Origin of the sequence: Streptococcus sp. 27098_8_99, from assembly GCF_041431935.1 — a bacterium.
In the GTDB taxonomy this organism is placed as follows: Bacteria; Bacillota; Bacilli; order Lactobacillales; family Streptococcaceae; genus Streptococcus; species Streptococcus parasanguinis_D.
Genome location: NZ_JAPVYQ010000010.1, coordinates 1 through 24710, shown reverse-complemented (window position 1 = coordinate 24710; position 24710 = coordinate 1). Strand labels below are relative to the sequence as shown.

Genomic DNA, 24710 nt, shown 5'->3' with positions numbered 1-24710 from the left:
GACAACATGATTGGAGCTCCCGATGAAAAAGATCCCCTTAGTATTTTCAGGCTGTCTGTTAGGACTGGTTGGCGCTGGAAACCTTCTTGCAGACTCGCTACCTTTCTTTGCCCACGCCTTTAGTCTGACAGGTTTGTTCTTCTGGTTTTTCTTTGTAGTTTACCATGCGATTCGCTGGCAAGAAGCCAAGATAGAATTCCAACAACCAGCCCTTTTATCTGGGATGGCGACTTTTCCCATGGCAGGGATGATTCTATCCACCTATCTTTTGCGCCTCTTTCCCGCCTTTGGAGGTCTATCACAGTTGGTCTGGTGGTCTGCCTTTCTCTTGGATCTGAGCTTAATTCTCTATTTTACCAAGACCCATGTCCTAGCGCGACCAAGAGCCAATGCCACTCCAAGTTGGACCGTTCTCTATGTGGGCATTGCAGTAGCAGCCTTGACTTATCCAGTTGTAGGAATAAGAGAGATTGCTTATCTCGCTTTAGTGATTGGTTTTGGTTTGACCTTTCTTCTTTATCCCCTTATCTATCATGATTTGAAGCAGTCCCCCTTGCCCAGTCATCTGTTGGGCCAAGAAGGCATCTATTGCGCTCCATTTTCCCTTCTTTTAGCAGCTCTGGTTCGTGTGGGTGGAGCAAGCCTTCCTGTCTGGTTCTTACTGATCATGGTAGTTGCCTCACAAGGTTTTTATTTCTTTGTTTTGACGCGTCTACCGAGAATGATCAAAGAAGGTTTTCAACCTGCTTTTTCAGCCCTGACCTTTCCAACAGTCATCACAGCGACCTCTTTGAAAATGGCCCAAGGCTTGTTGCAGTGGCCTTTCTTGACAGCTCTCGTATGGATGGAAACTCTTCTTTGTCTCTTGATTTTAGTCGCTGTTTTAGGAGGTTATGTGGCCTATCTCAGGGAGTAGGAAGTCATCCTTTTTCATTGAAACCTTGTCACGATTATGGTAAGATGCACTATACGATTTGTCATACTCTATAGGAAAGGTATCTATGAAATTCATCAAAGGAAAGCTCTCACTACTTTATCCCCTTTTTCTGCTCTTGTTTTATTTTTATGTTCGGCCTCAATTTCGCCCCTTGGCCCAGTATGTCTCCAATAGCGTAGCAAGCGCCAATAGCTATTATTGGACCTTATTTGGCCTAGAAGGCCTCTATGCAGTCTTTACAGGATTTTTGGTCTACCGTTTTTCTAAAAAAGCGCAGTTTAAACTGGGGAAGAACCCCCTTCAAGCTCTGATAGAAGCTGTTTTTGCGGCCTGTTTGGTCTACTGGCTGGACTACTTCATCAGTGGTTTTGTTCAAGGACGGGCAGCCGTTTTGAGTTTGTTTCCACGGGAAATTAGCCCCACAGGGATGCTTATCCTGGTGATCGCAATGGTCGTCATCCGGCCAGTGACAGAAGAACTGATCTTTCGTGGAGCCTTGGTGAATGCCTACTTCAAAGGCTGGAAACTCTATGCAGAGATTTGGCTTCCAGCCCTCATCTACAGTGGCCTGCATTTTCTCCACACTCCCTTTTCGCTGGGAGCTTCTATCATCTATCTCCTGCCGAGTGTGATTTTTGGGATCCTGTATTATCGGAGCAAGACGCTCCTTTCACCTATTTTGGCTCATATCTTGCTCAATCTCTACTACACCTTGCCTTTACTTTTATCTGTATTTAAGTAGCAACCGATTTCCTGAGTGAGATTGGTTTTTTTTGAAAATATGGTATAATAGAATAAATTTAATAGAGGGAGTTGAGGTTTGAAAAAAAGCTACCGCGTCAAACGTGACAAAGATTTTAATGCTATTTTTAAAAGTGGTCAAAATGTTGCCAATCGGAAATTCGTTGTTTACCGCTTGCGCAAAGACCAACCGCATTTTCGAGTCGGCCTGTCTGTTAGTAAGAAACTGGGAAATGCTGTGACCAGAAATCGCATCAAACGTTTGATTCGCCATGTTTTGATCAAACACCAAGCCTTCCTTACGACCGATGATTTTGTTGTCATTGCTCGTAAAGGAGTGGAGGAGCTCGACTTTCATCAAGTAGAGAAAAATCTTGTACATGTCTTAAAATTAGCGCATGTCTACCAAGAAAGGGAATAATGTGAAAAAGAAACTGAAGTTAACTGGATTATTTGGAGCGGCCTTATTGGTCTTGACAGCTTGTGGAACTTCTCAAGTGACAGCTCAGTCGACAGGTGGTTGGGAACGCTTCGTCTACTTCTTTGCAGAAGCCATCCGCTTCTTGTCCTTTGGCGGAAGTATCGGTGTAGGGATTATCGTCTTTACCATTGTGATTCGGACGGTCCTCTTGCCTCTCTTCCAATATCAAATGAATTCAACCCGCAAAATGCAGGAAATTCAACCCCTCCTCAAGGAATTGCAAGCTAAGTATCCTGGGAAGGATCTCGATAGCCGGACTAAGCTTTCTGAAGAGATGCGGGCCCTTTACAAGGAAAAAGGCGTCAAAACGTCTTCAGCCTTCCTTCCTCTCTTGATCCAGATGCCGGTCTTGATGGCCTTGTTCCAAGCGCTGAGCCGTGTCGAATTCCTTAAAGTCGGTCACTTCCTTTGGTTGGACCTTGGTGCGATCGACCCGACTTATATCTTGCCGGTTCTTGCAGCACTCTTCACATTTTTCAGCAGTTGGTTGACAAATAAAGCCATGCCAGAGCGCAATGGTAGTGCGACAACCATGATGTATGTGATGCCTGTGATGATCTTCTTCTTTGCCTTGTTCTCAGCCAGCGGGGTCGCACTATACTGGGTGACTTCCAATGCTTACCAAGTCGGGCAAACCTATCTCTTGAACAACCCCTTCAAGATTATTGCAGAGCGTGAAGCAAAAGAGCAAGCTTCGCGCGACATGGAAAAACAAAAACGCCGTGCCCTAAACAAAGCACAGAAAAAGAAAAAATAAGAAAGAGGTGGACATATGGTCCTATATACTGGAGCAACTGTTGAAGAAGCGATTCAAAAAGGTCTGAACGATTTAGATATTCCTCGTATGAAGGCACATATTACGGTTGTAGCGCGTGAAAAGAAAGGTTTTCTTGGCTTGTTTGGGAAAAAACCAGCCCAAGTAGAGATTGAACCCATTGCAGAAACAACTGTTGTGAAAGCCAATCAAAAAGCTGTCAAAGGTGTCCCAGATGAGATCAATGCACAAAACGAACCAGTTAAGACGGTGAGCGAAGCAACGGTCGATCTCGGACGCGTCGTAGCAGCGATCAAAAAGGTCGAAGAAGAAGGAGAAGTTGTCTCTGAAGAAATCAAGACAGAAATCCTGAAACATGACAAAGAAGCAGATACCGTTCTTGAAGAAAAAGGGCATGAACATATCCTTGAAAAAGTCAAAGAACCAGCGATAAAAGAATCAAGCGAATCTGATTTCTCAAACCTTGGTATCGAGGTAGAGGAAAACTACAACATCGAAGAAGTCGTAGATGATGTGACAGCCTATGTTCAAACAGTGGTCGATGAAATGGATGTGGATGCGACCATCTCAAGCAGTCACAACCGCCGTACGGTCAATATGCAAATTGATACCAATGAACCGGGACGTGTCATTGGATACCACGGAAAAGTCTTGAAGGCTCTTCAACTTTTGGCACAAAATTACCTCTATAACCGCTACTCAAAGAATTTTTACATTACTATTAATGTTAATGACTATGTAGAACACCGGGCGGAAGTTCTTCAAAGCTATGCTCAGAAGTTGGCAACGCGTGCCCTCGAAGATGGGCAAGCCCAACAGACAGATCCGATGTCAAACAGTGAACGCAAAATCATTCACCGTATTGTCTCTAAGATGGAAGGAGTCACTAGCTACTCTGAAGGGGAAGAACCAAACCGTTACGTAGTGGTAGACATCGAAGGATAATCAAGCTATTATTTCCCATAAGGGAGAGACGGGATTGAGCCGATCTCTCCTTTTTTAGGTTTAGAAAGGAAGCAGATGGCATTTGCAGCGATTCGAGAGTTTTTAAAGCTTCAAGGAATGAAATACCTGGCTCCAGCAAAGGCAGGGGTGCTAGCATCGGAGATGGAGCAGTATCGTGCCCTAGCTCAAGCGGCTCGTAAGGAATTCACCGATTTGGTCTCAGCCTTTCAGAAGCGCCACCCCTACTTGGAGCAAGATCGGACCAGTCAATGGATGAACCAGGCCCAGATCTTGCGGCCTCATTTTTGGGCCTATCTAAAAGGAGCGGGGACGATGGCAGAGCCCATGTTTGCCTTGAGGCTTTATGGAGATGCAGTTGATTTTGGAGTTTCCTTAGAGGTGAGCTTTATCGAGCGAAAAAAAGATGAGCAGAGCCTTCAAAAACAACAAATGGTTCTCACCATACCCATCACTCAGCCAGTTTATTATTTCGCCCAGAAAAATGGAGAGAGTCAAAGGGTAGAAGGAACAGAAAAGAATCGCCATGATCTGTTGCAAGGAGTAGCAGAAGGGACGGTTCGTAAGGTCCTCGTCAAATACGATGTTTCTCTAGTTGAGGAGAGTTCCCTAGAGAATATCCTGGATCAGTTGCAAGAGGCGCTGGTGGCTCTGGAACCCTATTACTTGGCAACCCGTCAGGTGTAGAAAGGTGTTCTCCGACCTGTATTTGCAACAATTTTGCCATAGCTATTGACAAATAGAGTCGAATCCGATAGAATAGTAAAGTATGTTTAGTAACTGATCACAACTAGCCGGCTAAACGAATACAAAATCTATGAGGAGGTATTCATCGTGAAACGTACTTATCAACCAAGTAAACTTCGTCGTGCGCGCAAACATGGTTTCCGTCACCGTATGGCAACTAAAAATGGTCGTCGCGTATTGGCAGCTCGTCGTCGTAAAGGACGCAAAGTTTTGGCTGCCTAATTCAGATAAAAACCTAAAAACCAGTAGAAACTCGAGACTACTGGTTTTTGTTTTGTCCGAAAGTGAATTTAGAGGCGCTTTCTGCTATAATAGAAAGAAGAAAAACTCGGAAGAAAAGGAAGATCATGCAGATTTTTGATACCCACACCCATCTCAATGTGGAAGAATTCGCAGGAAAAGAACAAGAAGAGCTCGACTTGGCCAAGGAAATGGGTGTTGTAGCCCACAATATCGTTGGTTTTGACAAACCGACGATTGAGCGTGCCATGGAGTTGGCAGACCAGCATCCAGAACTCTATCTCACGCTTGGTTGGCACCCCACTGAGGCAGGCGATTATAGTCCTGAAGTGGAGGCCTATTTACTTGAACAGCTAAAACATCCCAAAGTTGTCGCACTCGGAGAAATCGGTCTGGATTACCACTGGATGACGGCACCAAAAGATGTCCAAGAAAAGGTTTTTCGTCGTCAGATTCAATTGTCTAAGGACTTGGACCTCCCCTTTGTGGTGCATACACGCGATGCTTTAGAAGATACTTATGGCATCATCAAGAGTGAAGGAGTTGGTCCTCGCGGTGGGATCATGCATTCTTTCTCAGGAAGTTTAGAAGAAGCGAAACGCTTCATGGATTTGGGAATGATGATTTCCTTTTCTGGAGTGGTGACCTTTAAGAAAGCCACAGATGTCCAAGAAGCAGCAGCTGGCCTGCCGCTAGACAAGATCTTGGTTGAAACAGATGCCCCTTATCTGGCGCCAGTTCCCAAACGTGGTCGGGAAAATAAAACAGCCTACACACGTTATGTAGTAGACTTCATTGCAGAACTACGTGGCTTAACAACAGAAGAAGTGGCTCAGGCAACCTATGACAATGCAAGAAAGGTATTTGCCCTTGACTGAGAAAAGAAAAATACCAGAAGTGATTGTCGTGGAGGGCAAGGACGACACAGCCAATCTCCGTCGTTTTTATGAGGTGGATACCTATGAAACACGAGGCTCTGCGATCGATCAAGATGACCTAGAACGGATTGCTACCTTGCAAGAGTTGCGTGGGGTCATTGTCTTTACCGATCCAGACTATAATGGCGAGCGCATTCGCAAGATCATTATGCAAGAGGTGCCCCAAGCCAAACATGCCTTTTTAAATCGTGGTGAAGCAGTCCCCAAATCCAAGACCAAGGGGCGTTCTCTTGGAGTGGAGCATGCGAACTTTGAAGATTTAGAAAAAGCCCTAGCTGGACTGGTCGGGTCTTACGAAGATGAAAATTTCTTTGATATCACAAAGACCGACTTGATGCGGCTTGGACTGTTGATGGGAAGCGATAGTCGCAAACGGCGGGAATATCTAGGAGAAGCCTTGCGCATCGGCTACTGCAATGGCAAGCAATTACTCAAACGCTTGGAGTTGTTTGGAATTAGTTTGGCTGAGGTTGAAGCTACCATGAAAAGTTATGAGAATTGAGAAACTCCCCCAAAAGCAAGGGGAAGATGACGCAATAGAAGTAAGTATATACGGTTTAATCAGGCTTGGTTGCAAGCATTAGAAAAGTGACTCCATAGGATTTGTTATGAGTGTAGATAATGAGGATAATTTATGGGAATCTTCGATTTTTTAAAAAAGACAGAAACAACTGAAGCAACAAACAAAACAGTAGAGTCAATTGACAAAACATGCTTGGGAGTTCTAGAACTATTTCCGATAAAGGAGACGAATGAGTTATTGATTATTGGGAGCTTAGAGGGCGGACTCAAGGTTGGGGATTGTCTGCAATTTTGCAATCCCGATCAAGGTATGGACGCTCTTGGTTCTGTAGTCGTGAAAAAACTCATTAATCAAAATAAGGATGTAGATGTTCTCACGGATGAATCTCTAGCTCATTTGGTCATCGATATGGAAACTTCCTTGGTTAATCTTAAAAAGGGAAGTGTTCTCTATAGTTATGGTGTCGATGAGGAACAACGGCTATCAAGCTATACAGATGCTCTTTATAACGCGTTTGTAATTGTCCAAAAAGGTCAAATGTCCAATGAAGACTATCAAGCCGCTAGTCTTGATGATAGCATAGAAATATTGCGCCTCTTTTTATGGGAGTGCCGTCAAAATCAGAAAACTGAAAGTGAAGAAAGCTATCAAGCTAACACTCGAAAGCTAGAACGCCTAGCAGAAATCGTCAAGGACAAGTTGTTAGCAGCAGATTCGATTTACGCGGTCTTTTCAGAAAAAACGGGGGAAGCGTATCTTTTCTCAACGACCTATGATAAAGGTGAAGAGGGCTATCTCTGTTCAGACCCGATGATCATGCTATATACGCCGCGTTGGTATCACCAATTTAAGGAAACCATTGATCGTCGACCAAATTCAGTTGTGAAACTGATTGAAAATACAGCAGATAAAAAAGGAATTGAGAATTTTCTTGGGACAGCCTTTTACTTAAATGGAGCTTTGGGAGCAGCCTTTAATACCAAGGAAGTCAGCATTAGTGCTTCTGTTTTGGTTCAGAAACCAGATTTTTCGAACCTACCAGAGATACAAGTTCCTGTTATGAATCCTGATATTGTAAGATGGATGCTGTTGATGGGGCAGATGGATAAGCCTACAACAGATGACGAAGAAGTAATATATAAGCTCTATTATAAATTCTTCTCAGCAGCCATGCCAAAAGCCAAACTCCTCATTCCTTTAAATGCTACTTCGGGATTCCCCGATAAGAGTCAGGGAGCCAACTCCTTTGTATTGAAAGAAGACGCTAAGTTCAGCATCCCAGTCAGAGAAGGAAAAGATGGGCGCAATTCTGTGCCAGTATTTACTGATTGGAAACGTCTGCGAATGGTCTTTGATGAAAAGTGGAATGGCATGATTGAAGAAGCTGGTGGCATGATTGAAGGCTTTGACTATGCCATAAATCCAACGGAGTATTATGAAGCGGGTGCCTATGTTAGCCTAACAGCTTTTAAGGAAATGCAAAAGTTTAGTGAGGAACTAGAAGGCAGAGATAAAGATTAGAGAGTTTCTTTCATTGGGAAACTATATAGTTTTATCTACATCTTACCTGAACCACTACCCTTTTTCAAAGATTTTGAAAGGAAATGGAATGGCGAATAGAAGTTATATTTACTTAAAAAACGGAGATGAAGCTCGTATCTTAACAGAGGGAATTTACACGATACCTTATTTTTGGCAATTGTTTTGGGATGAAGAAGACTTAAAAGCTCCTATTGCTCTCTGGGAAACAGCAGAAGAACTCGAAGAAGATGAAGAGCAAGCAGAAAGATTTTACCAAGAGCAGAATGTAGATATCTTGCTTCCTATTGAAAAATTCCGGCAAAGTGCCCTCCAAAACCGCTCTTTTTTAGAAGAAAATGCTTCTCAGACCTTACAATTATATGATGCCTTTGTTCGTTATATTCTTGCAAACGTAAAAGATGGTGATGTGCTCGGATTTGATGTCTTAGATGTTGTTTTTATGGACCAAGTGTCTGTTGTTTCTGATAAACTGTTAAAAAATATACGAGCTATTCGGGAAAATCAACCCAAAGATTTAGATTTTTCTTTGACAGAAAAGAACTTAATTGGTCTTGCTATGGGCTTTCCTGATTATTATGCTTCAGAATTATTGCCAGAAGACAATATTCTAGATTCGGTTGCCTATCAGGATGAACTGAAGAAAATGAACCCCCAAGAAGATAAGAAAGCGATCGATATGACTGGAGCCGATTCACAAGGGAACAAGTCTCGTGTTCTTTTAGTGTTTTGGATTTTGTTGGCACTAGGAATTATGTGGGTTTTATATATTGTTTTTAGCTAATAAATAGAAAAGAGAATACATGAGAATTGCAGATTATAGCGTGACCAAGGCAGTGCTGGAGCGTCACGGATTTACCTTTAAAAAATCCTTCGGTCAAAACTTTTTGACCGATACCAACATCCTTCAAAAAATTGTGGATACGGCAGAGATCGATAAGCAGGTCAATGTCATCGAAATCGGTCCTGGAATTGGAGCTTTGACTGAGTTCTTGGCGGAAAATGCGGCAGAAGTCATGGCCTTTGAGATCGATGACCGCCTGGTTCCCATTTTGGCGGATACCTTACGGGATTTTGACAATGTCACGGTTGTCAACCAAGACATCCTCAAGGTAGACCTCAACCAGTACATCGAAGAGTTTAAAAATCCAGACCTTCCGATCAAGGTGGTGGCTAACCTTCCGTATTACATCACAACTCCTATCCTCATGCACTTGATCGAATCCAAGATTCCTTTCCAAGAATTTGTGGTCATGATGCAAAAAGAGGTGGCAGACCGCATCTCGGCTGAGCCCAACACCAAGGCTTATGGTTCTTTATCCATTGCAGTCCAATACTATATGACTGCCAAGGTAGCCTTTATCGTGCCTCGCACCGTCTTTGTGCCAGCACCAAACGTCGACTCTGCCATTTTGAAGATGGTCCGTCGCGAAGAACCAGAAGTAGCAGTCAAGGATGAAGATTTCTTCTTCTCTGTCAGCAAGGCTAGCTTTGTCTATCGGCGGAAGACACTTTGGAACAACTTGACCAGTCGCTTTGGCAAGACCGAAGAAATCAAAGCCAAACTGGAAGCAGGAATCCAAGCTGCAGGCCTGCAACCTTCTGTACGAGGAGAAGCTCTTAGCCTAGAAGACTTCGCTCGCCTAGCAGATGGCCTTTTAGAAGCAGGAATAAAATAACAGAAAAGCCATAGGTTATAACCTATGGCTTATTTGTATCGTAAGGAAAGGACGGGATTTGAACCCGCGCGTGAAGAAAATCCACTTGCCGGATTTCGAGTCCGGTGCCGTACCGAGCTGGGCCACCTTTCCAAGATGCGGAGAAAGGGATTTGAACCCTCACGCCCGAAGGGGCACATGCGCCTGAAGCATGCGTGTCTGCCATTCCACCACCTCCGCATAGTTCTATTATACACTTTTTAGGAAAAATGCCAAGGAAAAAAAGGAAGGTGCCCTTTCCCGAATTCTGCTAAAAGACAAGTCATAACAGATACTCCGTCTTCTGTTTCTATCCATTTAAAAAACGAACCTATTCGTTTCTAAAAGCGTCCGGAGAGGTTCACTTTTCGTTTTTTCTTATTGAGCAATCCAGCCTAATTTCTCATTTTTTGGTATAATAGATAGTATTAATCTCAAAGGAGTGCGATTTGCAAGGAACCATCGTCAAGGCCTTGGCTGGCTTCTACTATGTGGAGTCAGACGGCCATATTTACCAGACACGGGCTCGTGGAAATTTTAGAAAAAAAGGACAGACTCCTTATGTGGGGGATCAGGTAGAATTCTCTGCTGAAGAGAATTCAGAAGGCTACATTTTGAGCATTGCGCCTCGAAAAAATAGCCTCGTGCGTCCTCCGATTGTCAATATTGATCAGGCAGTAGTGATTATGTCAGCTAAGGAGCCGGATTTCAATGCCAATCTTTTAGACCGTTTTCTGGTTCTTTTGGAGCATAAGGGGATTCATCCCATTGTCTATATTTCAAAACTGGACTTGTTAGAAGATATGGAAGACATCCACTACTACCAAGGAATCTATCAGGCTATTGGCTATGATTTTGTCTTGTCGATTGAGGAACTCTTGCCCCTTTTGACCAATCAAACCACGGTCTTTATGGGACAGACCGGTGTAGGAAAATCGACCTTGCTCAATAAGATTGCTCCGGATCTGGAGCTTGAAACGGGTGAGATTTCAGATAGTCTGGGGCGCGGTCGACACACGACCCGAGCTGTCAGCTTTTACCATTTAAATGGAGGAAAGATCGCAGATACGCCAGGCTTCTCGTCCCTCGATTATGAAGTGACGACCAGTGAAGACTTAAATCAAGCCTTTCCAGAGATCGCCGATGTGAGCCACTCTTGTAAATTTCGTACCTGTACCCACACGCATGAGCCCGCTTGTGCGGTGAAACCAGCCGTTGAAAGAGAGGAAATTGCGCCTTTCCGATATGAGGATTACTTGCAATTTCTAAGTGAGATCGAAAACCGTCGCGAAACCTATAAAAAAGTTTCGAAAAAAATGCCAAAATAGGAGACAATAGAAGAATGAAAACAATGAAAATAGCACCCTCAATTTTGAGTGCAGATTATGCCAATTTTGAAAGTGAGTTGAAACGCTTAGAAGCAGCTGGAGCTGACTATGCTCATATCGATGTCATGGATGGCCATTTTGTGCCAAATATCAGCTTTGGAGCTGGAGTCGTAGAGAGTATGCGTCCGCATAGCAAGTTGGTCTTTGATTGCCACTTGATGGTGACCAATCCCGAACACCACATTGAAGAATTTGCCCGTGCAGGTGCGGATATCATCAGCATTCATGTGGAAGCGACTCCTCATATCCATGGAGCTCTTCAAAAAATTCGTCAAGCCGGTGTGAAAGCTAGTGTTGTAATTAATCCAGGAACTCCTGTAGTCAGTATCAAACACGTCTTGAACTTGGTGGATCAAGTCTTGGTCATGACCGTTAATCCAGGATTTGGTGGCCAAGCCTTTCTTCCAGAAACAATGGACAAGGTGCGCGAATTAGCGGCTCTTCGTGAAGAGAAAGGCTTAGACTTTGATATCGAAGTCGATGGCGGAATTGATGGCCAAAGTATTTCCCAAGCAAAAGAAGCGGGGGCCAATGTCTTTGTAGCAGGCTCTTATGTCTTTAATGGAGATGTCAATGAGCGCGTTCAAACGCTCCGAGATGCCATCAATGGTTAATATAGGAGTATTAGCAGGTGGAGATTCTTCTCTACTACCAAAAGATCAAGATCTATACGTAGGTGTCGACGGAGGCTGTTTGAAGTTGCTGGCACAAGGCTTGCCTTTAGATATAGCTGTGGGGGATTTCGATTCTGTCTCTGAGACCGATTTGCGCCAGATCCAAACCCAAGCCAAGCAGGTTATTCAATCCATCCCTGAAAAGAACGATACGGATTTGGAATTGGCCTTAAAAGCGGCCTTTGAGGCCTATCCAGAGGCTGGTGTCACCGTTTATGGTGCCTTTGGCGGTCGTTTGGATCACTTCTTGTCCAATATCTTTTTGCCGACCGATCCAGACCTAGCTCCCTACATGGAGCAAATCCAATTAGTCGACGGTCAAAATCGCTTGATCTACAGATCAGCCGGCTGCCATGAGATTCAGCCAGATCCAGCCATGTCCTATGTTGGTTTTATGCCTGTCGGACAAGGTCGCTTAGAGATCACAGGAGCCAAGTATCCGCTCCATCAGGAGAATTATTTTTTGAAGGCCATGTATGGCTCCAATGAATTTTTGGATCAACTGATTCAAGTGAGTCTTGATCGTGGCTATCTTGTCATTGTTTATAGTAAAGACAGAGGTTAATATGAATATCATTCTGCTTCTGATTGGCCTGCTCAATCTGGGCCTCCTCATCTATCTCTTGCAACGGTCAGATGACACCAGACCGGCTTTACGAGAGATGCTGGAAGACCATGAGGATCATTTGACAGACCAGTTGGACTATCGTTTTGAAAAAGAAAGGCAAGCAAGCCAGATTGCCAATCAGCAGTTAGAGATCGCCCTGACAGATCGCTTAACCGAGATGCGAGTGGAGATCCACCAGCAGACGACGGCTCTGCGCGCTGAGATGAATGAGCACTTTACTAAAAATCGGGACAAAACAGATGAGCGCATGCGCCAGATCCAAGAGTCCAATGAAGTGCGGCTAGAACAGATGCGCCAAACGGTAGAAGAAAAATTGGAGAAAACCTTGCAGCACCGCTTGCAGACCTCCTTTGAGACGGTTTCAAAACAATTGGAGTCGGTCAACAAAGGGCTGGGAGAAATGCAGACAGTGGCGCGGGATGTCGGAACTCTTAATAAAGTTCTCTCCAATACCAAGACGCGTGGGATTATGGGCGAATTGCAGCTGGGCCAAATTATTGAAGATATCTTGACCCCAGCCCAGTATGAGCGGGAGTTTGTCACCGTTCCTCAATCCAGTGAGCGCGTGGAATATGCCATTAAGCTTCCTGGACAAGGAGAAGAACCAGTCTATCTTCCGATTGACTCTAAATTCCCACTGGAAGATTACTATCGTCTGGAAGAAGCTTATGAATCGGGAGAGAAAGAGGAGATCGAGCGTTACCGCAAGGCCCTTCTTGCTAGTATCAAGCGTTTTGCTAAGGATATCCAACAAAAATACCTCTTTCCACCAGCGACAACGAATTTCGGAATTCTCTTTTTGCCAACTGAAGGCCTCTATTCCGAAGTGGTTCGCAATCCAGAATTCTTCGATCGCTTGCGTCGGGACGAACAAATTTTAGTGGCTGGTCCAAGCACACTATCAGCCCTCTTGAACTCCTTGTCTGTTGGCTTTAAAACGCTCAACATCCAAAAGAGTGCAGATGACATTAGCAAGGTGTTGGGATCGGTCAAATCAGAATTCCATAAGTTTGGAGGGATTCTGGCCAAGACCCAGCGCCATTTAAAGAATGCTTCCAATAATATTGATGATTTGCTCACCAGACGGACCAGTGCCATCGAGCGGACACTCCGCCAAATCGAAAGCGATGAGGACCTGCTGGAACTAGATGTATATATAGAAGATGGAGAAGATGATGGTCAAAATTAACCAAATGAAAAAAGATGAATTGTTCGAAGGATTCTATTTGATCAAGTCAGCAGAAGTGCGTCAAACGCGGGCCGGGAAAAACTACCTCGCCTTTGTCTTCCAGGATGAGACCGGTACAATCGAAGGTAAACTATGGGATGCCCAACCTCACAATGTAGAGAGTTTTATGGCTGGACGCGTGGTCCATATGTCTGGACGTCGAGAAGTTTACAATAATACTCCGCAAGTCAACCAATTAAACATGCGCTTGCCCCAAGCAGGAGAGCCCAACAATCCAGCAGACTTTAAGGAAAAACCACCAGTAGATCCCAAGGAATTGCATGAATACCTGTCAAACATGATTTTCAAAATTGAAAATCCAGTCTGGCAACGGATTGTCCGGGCCCTCTATGGGAAATATGAGAAAGAGTTTTATAGCTATCCAGCTGCTAAGACCAACCACCATGCCTTTGAAGCAGGCCTTGCTTATCATACGGCGACCATGGTCCGCTTGGCAGATAGTATCGGTGATATCTATCCTCAGTTGAATAAGAGCTTGCTCTTTGCAGGGATTATGTTACACGATTTGGCCAAAGTGATCGAGTTGACGGGGCCTGAAAATACAGAATACACTGTTCGAGGCAACCTCATCGGCCACATTGCACTCATCGATGAAGAAATCACCAAGGTCTTGCAAGACTTGAAGATTGATGACCAAAAAGAAGATGTCATCGTTCTTCGCCATGTGATCTTGAGTCACCATGGCTTGCTCGAATACGGTAGTCCTGTTCGTCCAAAGATCATGGAAGCAGAGATTATTCATATGATCGATAATTTGGATGCAGAAATGATGATGATGACAACGGCACTTGGCTTAATTGGTCCTGGCGAAATGACCAATAAAATCTTTGCTATGGAAAATCGTTCCTTCTATAAACCGAATCTCGACTAGTAAAAACAGAGATAAATACGGGAATGATTCTGCCAAAAATAAAATAATCAGGAAAAAACGGCCTTCTGTAAATCAGAATGTTCGTTTTTTTCGCTTCTTATGGTATAATGATAGAAAAAACTACATGGTGAGAAAATGAAATTAAGAAGAAGTGAACGGATGGTCGTGATTTCTAATTACTTGATCAACCATCCCTATGAATTGACGAGCCTCAATACGTTTGCGGAAAAGTATGAGTCTGCCAAGTCTTCCATCTCAGAAGATATCGTGATCATTAAGCGTGCGTTTGAAGAGATGGAAATCGGAAATATTGAGACCATTACAGGAGCTGGTGGAGGTGTTATCTTTACACCGTCTATCTCAGATCAAGAATCCAAAGAAATCGTCGAGGATCTTTGCAAGCAGCTGTCTGAAAGTGATCGTATCCTTCCTGGTGGCTACATTTACCTGTCTGATCTGTTGAGCAATCCAAAGATTTTGAATCGCATCGGCCGCATCATTGCCAAAGCTTTCCGGGATAAGAAGATTGATGCTGTCATGACCGTAGCGACCAAGGGAGTTCCTCTAGCCAATGCAGTAGCCAATGTCTTGAATGTTCCTTTTGTTATTGTCCGTCGTGATTTGAAAATCACAGAAGGGTCAACCGTTAGTGTCAACTATGTTTCAGGCTCAAGTGGGGATCGCATTGAGAAAATGTTCCTTTCAAAACGGAGCCTAAAAGCAGGAAGCCGGGTCTTGATTGTCGATGACTTCCTTAAAGGTGGCGGAACGATTAACGGGATGGTCAGCCTCTTGTCTGAATTTGATTCTGAATTAGCAGGGGTAGCTGTCTTTGCGGATAATGCTGCAACCGACCGTGAATTCTTTGAACACAAATCCTTATTGCGCGTGACCAACATCGATGTAAAAGAAAATAAATTGAGTGTCGAAGTTGGGAATATCTTTGATTAAGAGCAACAAAGGAGGATCAAAAAGTGAAAAGAATTTTAGATCGATTTGATAATAGTCCTTTGTGGATTCGCTTGGTGACAGTTCTGTCTCTATCCTTTATTTTGGTAGCTGGTTTGTATACCGTTAAAAAGAATACAGCTGCCCAGGTAACGACAGAAATTCAACCTGCTAAAAAAACAGGTTCCCTTCCAGTGAAAAAGGAAACAAAGGAAGAAAAAGAAAAGAAGGAAGAAAAGAAAAATACAGAAGCTGCTGAAAAAGCAGTCGTTCAAATGGAAACGACTCCGAGTCAAGATTCTGTGAACTCTGCCCAAGCTGCTGTGAAGAAAGTAAAAGATGCAACTCAAAAGGAATCGCTTGAAGCTCGTATTCAATACATTGCTAACTATTATGGACTAACCTATGAGAGTGATACTGCGACAACGCAGCAGACTCAAACAGACGCTAATGCGAATGCTGGGGTAGCTGGAGCCAATGCGACAGTGCAACCACAACAGCAACAACAGTATGCACCGGCTGCAGATACAGGGGCAGAAGAACCTGCTCAAGCTGGGCAATAATGAACTTTTTAGACTTCTTTAAAAAATAAAAAAACATCTTGCAATCAAAGTGCCGTCATGTTATAATAATAGACGGTACTTTTTACTTTTGGTCTCTCAAGAGTGTACAGGGACGTGCTGACAAATGTTGCAAAAGTACACACAGATGGTAGCTGTCACCAAGTGTATCATCACCAAAAATAAAAAAATTCACAGGAGAATGTAGATGCCTACAATTAACCAATTGGTTCGCAAACCGCGTAAATCAAAAGTAGAAAAATCTAAATCACCAGCTTTGAACGTTGGTTACAACAGTCATAAAAAAGTTCAAACAAACGTTTCTTCACCACAAAAACGTGGTGTTGCAACTCGTGTTGGAACAATGACACCTAAGAAACCTAACTCAGCCCTTCGTAAATTCGCTCGTGTACGTTTGAGCAACTTGATCGAAGTTACTGCTTATATCCCAGGTATCGGACACAACTTGCAAGAACACAGCGTGGTTCTTCTTCGTGGTGGACGTGTAAAAGACCTTCCAGGGGTACGTTACCATATCGTCCGTGGAGCACTTGATACTGCAGGTGTAAACGATCGTAAACAAGGCCGTTCTAAATACGGCACTAAACGTCCAAAAGCATAAGGAAAGGGGATAAAGAGAAATGAGTCGTAAAAACCGTGCGCCTAAACGCGATGTATTGCCAGATCCGCTTTACAATTCACAATTAGTTACTCGTCTTATCAACCGCGTTATGCTTGATGGTAAACGTGGTACAGCTGCTTCAATCGTTTACGGAGCTTTCGAACAAATTAAAGAAGCTACTGGAAACGATGCTCTTGAAGTATTTGAAACAGCTATGGAAAACATCATGCCTGTACTTGAAGTACGTGCTCGCCGTGTCGGTGGTTCTAACTACCAAGTCCCAGTTGAAGTTCGTCCAGAACGTCGTACAACCCTTGGACTTCGTTGGTTGGTAACAATCGCTCGTCAACGTGGTGAACACACAATGGTTGATCGTCTTGCAAAAGAAATCTTGGATGCAGCGAACAACACTGGTGCAGCTGTTAAGAAACGTGAAGATACTCACCGTATGGCTGAAGCTAACCGTGCATTCGCACACTTCCGTTGGTAAGATCATGATGCTAGGAACGGCAAGGATGCAAAGTGAAAATAGGAAACTGACGCAGTATTCGATGAATACAAGGAAGTTTATCTTTTTCACACAGCATCCCGTTCCGGCTCAAATCGGCTAACTTGAGCTTTTAGCCCGAGTTCAACTCACCAATGAGTTGAAACCAACAAATCATGAAAACAATGAGAACGGGTAGGTCCTGCCTATCCGTTTTTATTAAATCATGTTATAATAGAATATAGAAATAAAAAATATAGGAGAAACAAACCTCATGGCACGCGAATTTTCACTTGAAAAAACTCGTAATATCGGTATCATGGCTCACGTCGATGCTGGTAAAACAACTACAACTGAGCGTATCCTTTACTACACTGGTAAGATTCACAAAATCGGTGAAACTCACGAAGGTGCGTCACAAATGGACTGGATGGAGCAAGAGCAAGAACGTGGTATCACTATTACATCTGCCGCTACAACAGCTCAATGGAAAGACACTCGTGTAAACATCATCGACACACCAGGACACGTGGACTTCACTATCGAAGTTCAACGTTCACTCCGCGTTTTGGACGGTGCTGTAACCGTTCTTGACTCACAATCAGGTGTTGAACCTCAAACTGAAACAGTTTGGCGTCAAGCAACTGAATACGGAGTTCCACGTATCGTATTCGCAAACAAGATGGATAAAATCGGTGCTGACTTCCTTTACTCAGTGAGCACACTTCATGACCGTCTTCAAGCAAACGCTCACCCAATTCAATTGCCAATCGGTGCTGAAGATGACTTCCGCGGAATCATTGACTTGATCAAGATGAAAGCTGAAATCTATACCAACGACCTTGGTACAGATATCCTTGAAGAAGATATTCCAGCTGAATACCTTGAACAAGCTCAAGAATACCGTGAAAAATTGGTTGAAGCAGTTGCTGAAACTGATGAAGACTTGATGATGAAATACCTTGAAGGGGAAGAAATCACAAACGAAGAATTGAAAGCTGGTATCCGTAAAGCTACAATCAACGTTGAATTCTACCCAGTACTTTGTGGTTCTGCCTTCAAGAACAAAGGGGTTCAATTGATGTTGGATGCAGTTCTTGACTACCTTCCAAGCCCACTTGATATCCCTGCAATCAAGGGTGTAAACCCAGATACAGATGAAGAAGAAGAACGTCCAGCATCTGATGAAGAGCCATTTGCAGCTCTTGCCTTCAAGATCATGACTGACCCATTCGTAGGTCGTTTGACATTCTTCCGTGTTTACTCAGGTGTCTTGAACTCAGGTTCATACGTATTGAACACTTCTAAAGGTAAACGTGAACGTATCGGACGTATCCTTCAAATGCACGCCAACACTCGTAAAGAAATCGAAACAGTTTACTCTGGAGATATCGCTGCTGCCGTTGGTTTGAAAGATACTACAACCGGTGACTCATTGACAGATGAAAAAGCAAAAATCATCCTTGAATCAATCGAAGTTCCAGAACCAGTTATCCAATTGATGGTTGAACCTAAATCTAAAGCAGACCAAGACAAGATGGGTATCGCCCTTCAAAAATTGGCTGAAGAAGATCCAACCTTCCGCGTTGAAACAAACCCTGAAACTGGTGAAACAGTTATCTCTGGTATGGGTGAGTTGCACTTGGATGTCCTTGTTGACCGTATGAAACGTGAATTCAAGGTTGAAGCTAACGTTGGTGCTCCTCAAGTATCTTACCGTGAAACATTCCGCGCTTCTACACAAGCACGTGGATTCTTCAAACGTCAATCTGGTGGTAAAGGTCAGTTTGGTGATGTTTGGATCGAATTTACTCCAAACGAAGAAGGTAAAGGATTCGAGTTCGAAAATGCTATCGTCGGTGGTGTGGTTCCACGTGAATTCATCCCTGCAGTAGAAAAAGGACTTCAAGAATCTATGGCGAACGGTGTTCTTGCTGGTTACCCAATGGTTGACGTGAAAGCTAAGCTTTACGATGGTTCATACCACGATGTCGACTCATCTGAAACTGCCTTCAAGATCGCTGCATCTCTTGCACTTAAAGAAGCTGCTAAGACTGCACAACCAGCTATCCTTGAACCAATGATGCTTGTAACCATCACAGTTCCTGAAGAAAACCTTGGGGATGTTATGGGTCACGTAACTGCTCGTCGTGGACGTGTAGATGGTATGGAAGCACACGGTGCAAGCCAAATCGTTCGTGCTTATGTGCCACTTGCTGAAATGTTCGGTTACGCTACTGTTCTTCGTTCTGCAACTCAAGGACGTGGTACTTTCATGATGGTATTTGACCACTACGAAGATGTACCAAAATCAGTACAAGAAGAAATCATTAAAAAAGCTAAAGGTGAAGCTTAATTTACCGGAGCTAGAAAACTCTTCCCGTTTAGGGAAGGGTTTTTGTTTGTCTGGGAAGGCTAGAGGTTAAATGGTAGTAAAGAAAACGTTAATTCCATGGATCAAGACTTTGTGAAAAACTTTAATAAAAAAGGTCTCGAACTAGGATAAATCTTGCTTTTCGTTGGGAAATAGTTGCTTTTTAATGCAATAAAGTATATAATAGAGACTGTTAAAAGATGTTTGGCGCTGTGTCAAGTTACTCTTTTCACAAAAAAATTTTTTGATTTTCATAAGGAGGAAATCACGAATGGTAGTTAAAGTTGGTATTAACGGTTTCGGTCGTATCGGTCGTCTTGCTTTCCGTCGTATCCAAAACGTAGAAGGTGTTGAAGTTACTCGCATCAACGACCTTACAGATCCAGTTATGCTTGCACACTTGTTGAAATACGATACAACTCAAGGTCGTTTCGACGGTACTGTGGAAGTTAAAGAAGGTGGATTCGAAGTTAACGGTAAATTCGTTAAAGTTTCTGCTGAACGCGATCCAGAACAAATCGACTGGGCTAACGACGGTGTAGAAATCGTTCTTGAAGCAACTGGTTTCTTTGCTACTAAAGCAGCTGCTGAAAAACACTTGCATGCTGGTGGTGCTAAGAAAGTTGTTATCACTGCTCCTGGTGGATCAGATGTTAAAACAGTCGTATTTAACACTAACCACGATATTCTTGATGGTACTGAAACAGTTATCTCAGGTGCTTCATGTACTACAAACTGTTTGGCTCCAATGGCTAAAGCTCTTCATGACAACTTCGGTATCGTTGAAGGTTTGATGACTACTATCCACGGTTACACTGGTGACCAAATGGTTCTTGACGGACCACACCGTAAAGGTGACCTTCGCCGTGCTCGTGCTGCTGCAGCTAACATCGTTCCTAACTCAACTGGTGCTGCTAAAGCAATCGGTTTGGTTATCCCTGAATTGAACGGTAAATTGGACGGAGCTGCTCAACGTGTTCCTGTTCCAACTGGTTCAGTAACTGAATTGGTAGCAGTTCTTGATAAGAACGTTACTGTTGATGAAGTAAACGCAGCTATGAAAGCAGCTTCTAACGAATCATACGGATACACTGAAGATCCAATCGTATCTTCTGATATCGTAGGTATGTCATTCGGTTCATTGTTTGACGCAACTCAAACTAAAGTTCTTGACGTTGACGGTAAACAATTGGTTAAAGTTGTTTCATGGTATGACAATGAAATGTCTTACACTTCACAACTTGTTCGTACTCTTGAATACTTCGCAAAAATTGCTAAATAATTCATGCGTATGATGAGAGGAGGGAAACCTCCTCTTTTTTTGTACTTATGGAGATACAAATCATCCAAAGTATAGGGAATCCAGCTCAATTAGAGGTGAAATCATCGAATTTTTCTACCTCTTTTACAGCTTTTGTGATATAATTATCATGTATTAAAAAAAGAAGGAGTCATATCTAATGGCAAAATTGACTGTTAAAGACGTTGACTTGAAAGGGAAAAAAGTTCTCGTTCGTGTTGACTTCAACGTTCCTGTAAAAGATGGCGTGATCACTAACGATAACCGTATCACTGCAGCTCTTCCAACTATCAAGTACATCCTTGAACAAGGTGGACGTGCAATCCTCTTCTCTCACCTTGGACGTGTAAAAGAGGAAGCAGATAAAGAAGGTAAATCACTTGCTCCTGTAGTTGCTGACTTGGCTGCTAAATTGGGTCAAGAAGTGAAATTTATCCCAGGTGTTACACGTGGTGCTGAATTGGAAGCAGCTGTTAACGCTCTTGAAGATGGACAAGTTCTCTTGGTTGAAAACACTCGTTTCGAAGATGTTGACGGCAAGAAAGAATCTAAAAACGATCCTGAACTTGGTAAATACTGGGCATCACTTGGAGATGGTATCTTCGTAAACGATGCATTTGGTACTGCTCACCGTGCACACGCATCTAACGTTGGTATCTCTGCAAACGTTGAGAAAGCTGTTGCTGGATTCCTTCTTGAAAACGAAATTGCTTACATCAAAGAAGCAGTTGAAGCTCCAGAACGTCCATTCGTAGCTATCCTTGGTGGATCTAAAGTATCTGACAAGATCGGTGTTATCGAAAACTTGCTTGAAAAAGCTGATAAAGTTCTTATCGGTGGTGGGATGACTTACACATTCTACAAAGCACAAGGTATCGAAATCGGTAACTCACTTGTAGAAGAAGACAAATTGGATGTTGCGAAAGCTCTTCTTGAAAAATCAAACGGTAAATTGATCTTGCCAGTTGACTCAAAAGAAGCAAACGCATTTGCTGACTACACTGAAGTGAAAGACACTGAAGGTGAAGCAGTAGATCCAGGATTCCTTGGTCTTGATATCGGTCCTAAATCAATCGCTAAATTCGACCAAGAATTGACTGGTGCGAAAACAGTTGTATGGAACGGACCTATGGGTGTATTTGAAAACCCTGACTTCCAAGCTGGTACAATCGGTGTGATGGACGCTATCGTGAAACAACCAGGCGTTAAATCAATCATCGGTGGTGGTGACTCAGCTGCTGCTGCGATCAACCTTGGCCGTGCAGACAAATTCTCATGGATCTCTACTGGTGGTGGTGCTTCTATGGAACTCCTTGAAGGTAAAGAACTTCCAGGATTGGCTGCTCTTACAGACAAATAATCTAAATAGAATGAAAGAGGCTGGGACAAAAGTTCTAGCCTCTCAATTATTTTTGGATTGTCAAGCAAGACGCAGTGGTTGAGTGGGCTCTACTACACTGATTTCATCAGCTTTTACAGCCCTACTCAACTGTGCGGAGGTGGGACGACGAAATCGAATTCTAACGAATTACCGATTTCTGTCCCACTCTCTTTTTTCTTTCTATTGATATCTGTTCTCTCCTTTCTGAAAATATGGTAGAATAATAGAAATAGAAAGATAGGTGACCATGGATTACTTTAAACGACACAAATTTGATTGGTCCAAATTCCGTTTGGGGATGAGAACCTTTAAAACAGGGATTGCCGTTTTTATTGTACTACTTATTTTTGGAATATTTGGCTGGCGAGGCCTTCAGATTGGGACCTTGACAGCTGTTTTTAGTTTGAGGGAAGACTTTGATAAGAGTGTCCACTTCGGGGCTTCGCGTGTCATGGGCAACAGTATCGGAGGTTTTTATGCCGTATTGTTCTTCCTTTTAAAAACGCTCTTTCATGGGGCGTATTGGGTGACTCTTATTTTTGTACCTATTGCGACCATGTTAACCATTATGACAAATGTCGCTATGAATAATAAAGCAGGAATTATCGGAGGAGTTTCGGCAATGCTGATCATTACCCTCTCGATTCCTAACGGAGAAACCTTCTTGTATGTTTTTGCCCGAATATTTGAGACCTTTATTGGCGTTTTCGTTGCGATTTTGGTCAATTCGGATGTGGATCGCATTCGCGATTTTCTCAAGAAACACAAAAAACCTATGTAAGATTATATAACATTTAATCTTGACATAGATTTTTTTTTCGATATAATAGAATAGAAAGAGGAATGGTATGAAGGAAAAGGAATTACGACGCTCGCTAGCAGTCTTTCCGATTGGCAGTGTTATGAAGCTGACCGACTTGACAGCTCGCCAGATTCGTTATTATGAAGATCAGGGATTGATTTCTCCCGATCGGACAGAAGGCAATCGCCGCATGTATTCGTTGGACGATATGGACCGCCTACTTGAGATCAAAGATTATATCTCAGATGGCTTCAATATTGCGGATATTAAGAAGAAATATGCGGAAAAAGAGCAAGAGCAAACCAAGGTTGTCAGTCAAGAAGAGATCCGTAAGGCTCTTCATCGTGACATTCTTCAGCAAAGTCGCTTCACATCTTCCCCATCGCCATATGGTCAATTTCGTTGATCATTTCATAAGCTTGTAATCTATTTTAAGGAGACAAAAATGTCAATTACTGCTGCAGATATTCGCCGTGAAGTAAAAGAAAAAAATGTTACTTTTATTCGCTTGATGTTCTCTGATATTTTGGGAACCATGAAGAATGTCGAAATTCCAGCTACCGATGAGCAACTGGACAAGGTTCTTTCAAACAAAGCCATGTTTGATGGTTCTTCTATCGAAGGATTTGTCCGTATCAACGAGTCAGATATGTATCTTTACCCAGATTTGGATACATGGACAGTCTTCCCTTGGGGAGATGAAAATGGTAGCGTAGCTGGCTTGATCTGTGATGTCTATACGACAGAAGGGGAACCATTTGCAGGAGACCCACGTGGCAACTTGAAACGTGCTCTTCGTCATATGGAAGAACTTGGATTCAAATCCTTTAACCTTGGTCCAGAACCGGAATTCTTCCTCTTCAAGTTGGACGAAAATGGAGATCCAACTCTTGAAGTAAACGACAAAGGTGGCTATTTTGACTTGGCTCCAACAGACCTTGCAGATAACACTCGTCGTGAAATCGTAAATGTCTTGACCAAGATGGGCTTTGAAGTAGAAGCTAGTCACCACGAAGTAGCCGTTGGTCAGCATGAAATCGACTTTAAGTATGACGAAGTTCTCCGCGCTTGTGACAAGATCCAAATCTTTAAACTCGTTGTGAAGACTATCGCTCGTAAACACGGCTTGTATGCAACCTTTATGGCCAAACCAAAATTTGGAATTGCCGGATCAGGTATGCACTGTAATATGTCTCTCTTTGACCAAGATGGCAACAATGCTTTCTTTGATCCAGAAGATCCACGTGGAATGCAATTGTCAGAAACTGCTTATCACTTCTTGGGTGGTTTGATCAAGCATGCCTACAACTTTACAGCGGTGACCAACCCAACCGTCAACTCTTATAAACGTTTGGTTCCTGGATATGAAGCACCTGTTTATATCGCTTGGGCAGGTCGCAACCGTTCCCCATTGGTACGTGTGCCAGCATCACGTGGTATGGGAACTCGTTTGGAATTGCGTTCCGTAGATCCAATGGCCAATCCTTATGTAGCCTTGGCAGTCTTGCTTGAAGTCGGCCTTCACGGAATTGAAAATAAAATCGAAGCACCTGCTCCGATCGAAGAAAATATCTATGTGATGACACCGGAAGAACGTAGAGCAGCTGGAATCACAGATCTCCCTTCTACCCTTCACAATGCCTTGAAAGCCTTGACAGAAGACGAAGTGGTGAAAGCTGCCTTGGGTGAACATATCTACACCAGCTTCCTTGAAGCCAAACGAATCGAATGGGCAAGCTATGCGACCTTCGTATCTCAATGGGAAGTAGACAACTATTTAGATCTTTATTAAGAAATAAGAGTAAAGAGGCTAGGACAAAAGTCCTAGCCTCTCAATTATTTTTG

27 protein-coding genes and 2 tRNA genes are annotated in these 24710 nt (G+C 43.2%); 27 read left to right on the top strand and 2 right to left on the bottom strand.

Annotated features, from left to right (window positions below; genetic code table 11):
• Positions 1-22 precede the first annotated feature (22 nt).
• The 12 genes from O3605_RS06905 (at position 23) to rsmA (ending at position 9563) form a co-directional block, all read left to right on the top strand.
• Positions 23-916: a TDT family transporter gene (locus O3605_RS06905; protein WP_049497083.1), complete on the top strand. Its 894-nt coding sequence runs from the start codon at positions 23-25 to the stop codon at positions 914-916.
• 85 nt (positions 917-1001) lie between these two features.
• Positions 1002-1679 (top strand): CPBP family intramembrane glutamic endopeptidase, encoded by a 678-nt coding sequence (locus tag O3605_RS06900; RefSeq protein WP_049497084.1) that lies wholly within the window; start codon positions 1002-1004, stop codon positions 1677-1679.
• Between the two features lie 78 nt (positions 1680-1757).
• Positions 1758-2099 carry a ribonuclease P protein component gene (gene rnpA, locus O3605_RS06895; RefSeq protein WP_003002960.1) on the top strand — a complete coding sequence of 114 codons (342 nt, stop codon included), beginning with the start codon at positions 1758-1760 and terminating at the stop codon, positions 2097-2099.
• Position 2100: 1 nt separating this feature from the next.
• Complete coding sequence (locus O3605_RS06890) at positions 2101-2916, top strand: YidC/Oxa1 family membrane protein insertase (RefSeq protein WP_037599411.1); 816 nt, start codon at positions 2101-2103, stop codon at positions 2914-2916.
• Between the two features lie 15 nt (positions 2917-2931).
• The gene (gene jag / locus O3605_RS06885) at positions 2932-3879 is read left to right on the top strand and encodes an RNA-binding cell elongation regulator Jag/EloR (protein ID WP_023919242.1); all 948 of its coding nucleotides are present in this window, start codon (positions 2932-2934) and stop codon (positions 3877-3879) included.
• 75 nt (positions 3880-3954) lie between these two features.
• Positions 3955-4584 carry an HI_0552 family protein gene (locus O3605_RS06880; RefSeq protein ID WP_371585674.1) on the top strand — a complete coding sequence of 210 codons (630 nt, stop codon included), beginning with the start codon at positions 3955-3957 and terminating at the stop codon, positions 4582-4584.
• 147 nt (positions 4585-4731) lie between these two features.
• Positions 4732-4866, top strand: coding sequence for a 50S ribosomal protein L34 (gene rpmH / locus O3605_RS06875; protein ID WP_003003086.1), 135 nt, complete (start codon positions 4732-4734; stop codon positions 4864-4866).
• 125 nt (positions 4867-4991) lie between these two features.
• A complete protein-coding gene (locus O3605_RS06870) occupies positions 4992-5762 on the top strand; it encodes a TatD family hydrolase (protein ID WP_371585671.1) in 771 nt (256 codons plus the stop codon).
• The gene (rnmV, locus tag O3605_RS06865; protein WP_371585669.1) at positions 5734-6324 is read left to right on the top strand and encodes a ribonuclease M5; all 591 of its coding nucleotides are present in this window, start codon (positions 5734-5736) and stop codon (positions 6322-6324) included. Before O3605_RS06870 ends, rnmV begins: the two co-directional genes overlap by 29 nt.
• A gap of 132 nt (positions 6325-6456) precedes the next feature.
• On the top strand, positions 6457-7866 hold the full coding sequence (locus tag O3605_RS06860) for an SseB family protein (RefSeq protein WP_049471810.1): 1410 nt from the start codon (positions 6457-6459) through the stop codon (positions 7864-7866).
• An 88-nt stretch (positions 7867-7954) separates the two neighbouring features.
• Positions 7955-8668 carry a dimethyladenosine transferase gene (locus tag O3605_RS06855; protein ID WP_371585697.1) on the top strand — a complete coding sequence of 238 codons (714 nt, stop codon included), beginning with the start codon at positions 7955-7957 and terminating at the stop codon, positions 8666-8668.
• Positions 8669-8687: 19 nt separating this feature from the next.
• Entirely contained in the window at positions 8688-9563 is an 876-nt protein-coding gene (gene rsmA / locus O3605_RS06850; protein WP_371585667.1) for a 16S rRNA (adenine(1518)-N(6)/adenine(1519)-N(6))-dimethyltransferase RsmA, read from the top strand.
• A gap of 43 nt (positions 9564-9606) precedes the next feature.
• Here the strand turns inward: rsmA and O3605_RS06845 are convergent.
• Together O3605_RS06845 and O3605_RS06840 are read right to left on the bottom strand one after the other, a co-directional pair.
• Positions 9607-9695, bottom strand: a tRNA-Ser gene (locus tag O3605_RS06845).
• A 4-nt stretch (positions 9696-9699) separates the two neighbouring features.
• A tRNA-Leu gene (locus tag O3605_RS06840) sits at positions 9700-9782 on the bottom strand.
• Positions 9783-10030: 248 nt separating this feature from the next.
• Between O3605_RS06840 and rsgA the strand changes: the two genes are divergently transcribed.
• The 15 genes from rsgA (at position 10031) to glnA (ending at position 24657) form a co-directional block, all read left to right on the top strand.
• Positions 10031-10909, top strand: coding sequence for a ribosome small subunit-dependent GTPase A (rsgA, locus tag O3605_RS06835; RefSeq protein WP_031573894.1), 879 nt, complete (start codon positions 10031-10033; stop codon positions 10907-10909).
• A 14-nt stretch (positions 10910-10923) separates the two neighbouring features.
• Positions 10924-11583, top strand: a complete 660-nt coding sequence (gene rpe, locus O3605_RS06830; RefSeq protein ID WP_371585665.1) for a ribulose-phosphate 3-epimerase — start codon at positions 10924-10926, stop codon at positions 11581-11583.
• Entirely contained in the window at positions 11576-12208 is a 633-nt protein-coding gene (locus O3605_RS06825) for a thiamine diphosphokinase (RefSeq protein ID WP_371585696.1), read from the top strand. The genes rpe and O3605_RS06825 overlap by 8 nt, the downstream gene beginning before the upstream one ends.
• Position 12209: 1 nt before the next feature.
• Entirely contained in the window at positions 12210-13460 is a 1251-nt protein-coding gene (locus O3605_RS06820; RefSeq protein ID WP_195423546.1) for a DNA recombination protein RmuC, read from the top strand.
• Positions 13447-14391: a 3'-5' exoribonuclease YhaM family protein gene (locus O3605_RS06815; RefSeq protein WP_049514801.1), complete on the top strand. Its 945-nt coding sequence runs from the start codon at positions 13447-13449 to the stop codon at positions 14389-14391. The genes O3605_RS06820 and O3605_RS06815 overlap by 14 nt, the downstream gene beginning before the upstream one ends.
• A 135-nt stretch (positions 14392-14526) precedes the next feature.
• Positions 14527-15342, top strand: coding sequence for a pur operon repressor (purR, locus tag O3605_RS06810; RefSeq protein ID WP_037599408.1), 816 nt, complete (start codon positions 14527-14529; stop codon positions 15340-15342).
• A 23-nt stretch (positions 15343-15365) separates the two neighbouring features.
• Complete coding sequence (locus O3605_RS06805; RefSeq protein WP_371585662.1) at positions 15366-15902, top strand: hypothetical protein; 537 nt, start codon at positions 15366-15368, stop codon at positions 15900-15902.
• A gap of 205 nt (positions 15903-16107) precedes the next feature.
• A complete protein-coding gene (rpsL, locus tag O3605_RS06800) occupies positions 16108-16521 on the top strand; it encodes a 30S ribosomal protein S12 (protein WP_001142332.1) in 414 nt (137 codons plus the stop codon).
• A 19-nt stretch (positions 16522-16540) separates the two neighbouring features.
• Positions 16541-17011 (top strand): 30S ribosomal protein S7, encoded by a 471-nt coding sequence (gene rpsG, locus O3605_RS06795; RefSeq protein WP_003003105.1) that lies wholly within the window; start codon positions 16541-16543, stop codon positions 17009-17011.
• Between the two features lie 271 nt (positions 17012-17282).
• Positions 17283-19364, top strand: coding sequence for an elongation factor G (fusA, locus tag O3605_RS06790; protein WP_003003071.1), 2082 nt, complete (start codon positions 17283-17285; stop codon positions 19362-19364).
• Between the two features lie 289 nt (positions 19365-19653).
• On the top strand, positions 19654-20664 hold the full coding sequence (gene gap / locus O3605_RS06785) for a type I glyceraldehyde-3-phosphate dehydrogenase (RefSeq protein WP_000260673.1): 1011 nt from the start codon (positions 19654-19656) through the stop codon (positions 20662-20664).
• A gap of 178 nt (positions 20665-20842) precedes the next feature.
• A complete protein-coding gene (locus O3605_RS06780) occupies positions 20843-22042 on the top strand; it encodes a phosphoglycerate kinase (RefSeq protein WP_371585657.1) in 1200 nt (399 codons plus the stop codon).
• A 268-nt stretch (positions 22043-22310) separates the two neighbouring features.
• On the top strand, positions 22311-22844 hold the full coding sequence (locus tag O3605_RS06775) for an FUSC family protein (RefSeq protein ID WP_003008874.1): 534 nt from the start codon (positions 22311-22313) through the stop codon (positions 22842-22844).
• A 67-nt stretch (positions 22845-22911) separates the two neighbouring features.
• On the top strand, positions 22912-23271 hold the full coding sequence (locus O3605_RS06770) for a MerR family transcriptional regulator (protein WP_003008872.1): 360 nt from the start codon (positions 22912-22914) through the stop codon (positions 23269-23271).
• 39 nt (positions 23272-23310) lie between these two features.
• On the top strand, positions 23311-24657 hold the full coding sequence (glnA, locus tag O3605_RS06765; RefSeq protein WP_003008870.1) for a type I glutamate--ammonia ligase: 1347 nt from the start codon (positions 23311-23313) through the stop codon (positions 24655-24657).
• Positions 24658-24710: the final 53 nt, after the last annotated feature.

What these genes read in the sequence shown, in the direction of transcription:
- O3605_RS06770 (WP_003008872.1), top strand. Translation starts at nt 22,912, where the DNA reads ATGAAGGAAAAGGAATTACGACGCTCGCTAGCAGTCTTTCCGATTGGC.
- O3605_RS06880 (WP_371585674.1), top strand. Translation starts at nt 3,955, where the DNA reads ATGGCATTTGCAGCGATTCGAGAGTTTTTAAAGCTTCAAGGAATGAAA.
- rpe (WP_371585665.1), top strand. Translation starts at nt 10,924, where the DNA reads ATGAAAACAATGAAAATAGCACCCTCAATTTTGAGTGCAGATTATGCC.
- O3605_RS06860 (WP_049471810.1), top strand. Translation starts at nt 6,457, where the DNA reads ATGGGAATCTTCGATTTTTTAAAAAAGACAGAAACAACTGAAGCAACA.
- O3605_RS06815 (WP_049514801.1), top strand. Translation starts at nt 13,447, where the DNA reads ATGGTCAAAATTAACCAAATGAAAAAAGATGAATTGTTCGAAGGATTC.
- glnA (WP_003008870.1), top strand. Translation starts at nt 23,311, where the DNA reads ATGTCAATTACTGCTGCAGATATTCGCCGTGAAGTAAAAGAAAAAAAT.
- rsmA (WP_371585667.1), top strand. Translation starts at nt 8,688, where the DNA reads ATGAGAATTGCAGATTATAGCGTGACCAAGGCAGTGCTGGAGCGTCAC.
- O3605_RS06900 (WP_049497084.1), top strand. Translation starts at nt 1,002, where the DNA reads ATGAAATTCATCAAAGGAAAGCTCTCACTACTTTATCCCCTTTTTCTG.
- O3605_RS06775 (WP_003008874.1), top strand. Translation starts at nt 22,311, where the DNA reads ATGGATTACTTTAAACGACACAAATTTGATTGGTCCAAATTCCGTTTG.
- rpsG (WP_003003105.1), top strand. Translation starts at nt 16,541, where the DNA reads ATGAGTCGTAAAAACCGTGCGCCTAAACGCGATGTATTGCCAGATCCG.
- gap (WP_000260673.1), top strand. Translation starts at nt 19,654, where the DNA reads ATGGTAGTTAAAGTTGGTATTAACGGTTTCGGTCGTATCGGTCGTCTT.
- O3605_RS06820 (WP_195423546.1), top strand. Translation starts at nt 12,210, where the DNA reads ATGAATATCATTCTGCTTCTGATTGGCCTGCTCAATCTGGGCCTCCTC.
- O3605_RS06855 (WP_371585697.1), top strand. Translation starts at nt 7,955, where the DNA reads ATGGCGAATAGAAGTTATATTTACTTAAAAAACGGAGATGAAGCTCGT.
- rpsL (WP_001142332.1), top strand. Translation starts at nt 16,108, where the DNA reads ATGCCTACAATTAACCAATTGGTTCGCAAACCGCGTAAATCAAAAGTA.
- fusA (WP_003003071.1), top strand. Translation starts at nt 17,283, where the DNA reads ATGGCACGCGAATTTTCACTTGAAAAAACTCGTAATATCGGTATCATG.
- rnmV (WP_371585669.1), top strand. Translation starts at nt 5,734, where the DNA reads ATGCAAGAAAGGTATTTGCCCTTGACTGAGAAAAGAAAAATACCAGAA.
- O3605_RS06825 (WP_371585696.1), top strand. Translation starts at nt 11,576, where the DNA reads ATGGTTAATATAGGAGTATTAGCAGGTGGAGATTCTTCTCTACTACCA.
- purR (WP_037599408.1), top strand. Translation starts at nt 14,527, where the DNA reads ATGAAATTAAGAAGAAGTGAACGGATGGTCGTGATTTCTAATTACTTG.
- jag (WP_023919242.1), top strand. Translation starts at nt 2,932, where the DNA reads ATGGTCCTATATACTGGAGCAACTGTTGAAGAAGCGATTCAAAAAGGT.
- O3605_RS06870 (WP_371585671.1), top strand. Translation starts at nt 4,992, where the DNA reads ATGCAGATTTTTGATACCCACACCCATCTCAATGTGGAAGAATTCGCA.
- O3605_RS06780 (WP_371585657.1), top strand. Translation starts at nt 20,843, where the DNA reads ATGGCAAAATTGACTGTTAAAGACGTTGACTTGAAAGGGAAAAAAGTT.
- O3605_RS06905 (WP_049497083.1), top strand. Translation starts at nt 23, where the DNA reads ATGAAAAAGATCCCCTTAGTATTTTCAGGCTGTCTGTTAGGACTGGTT.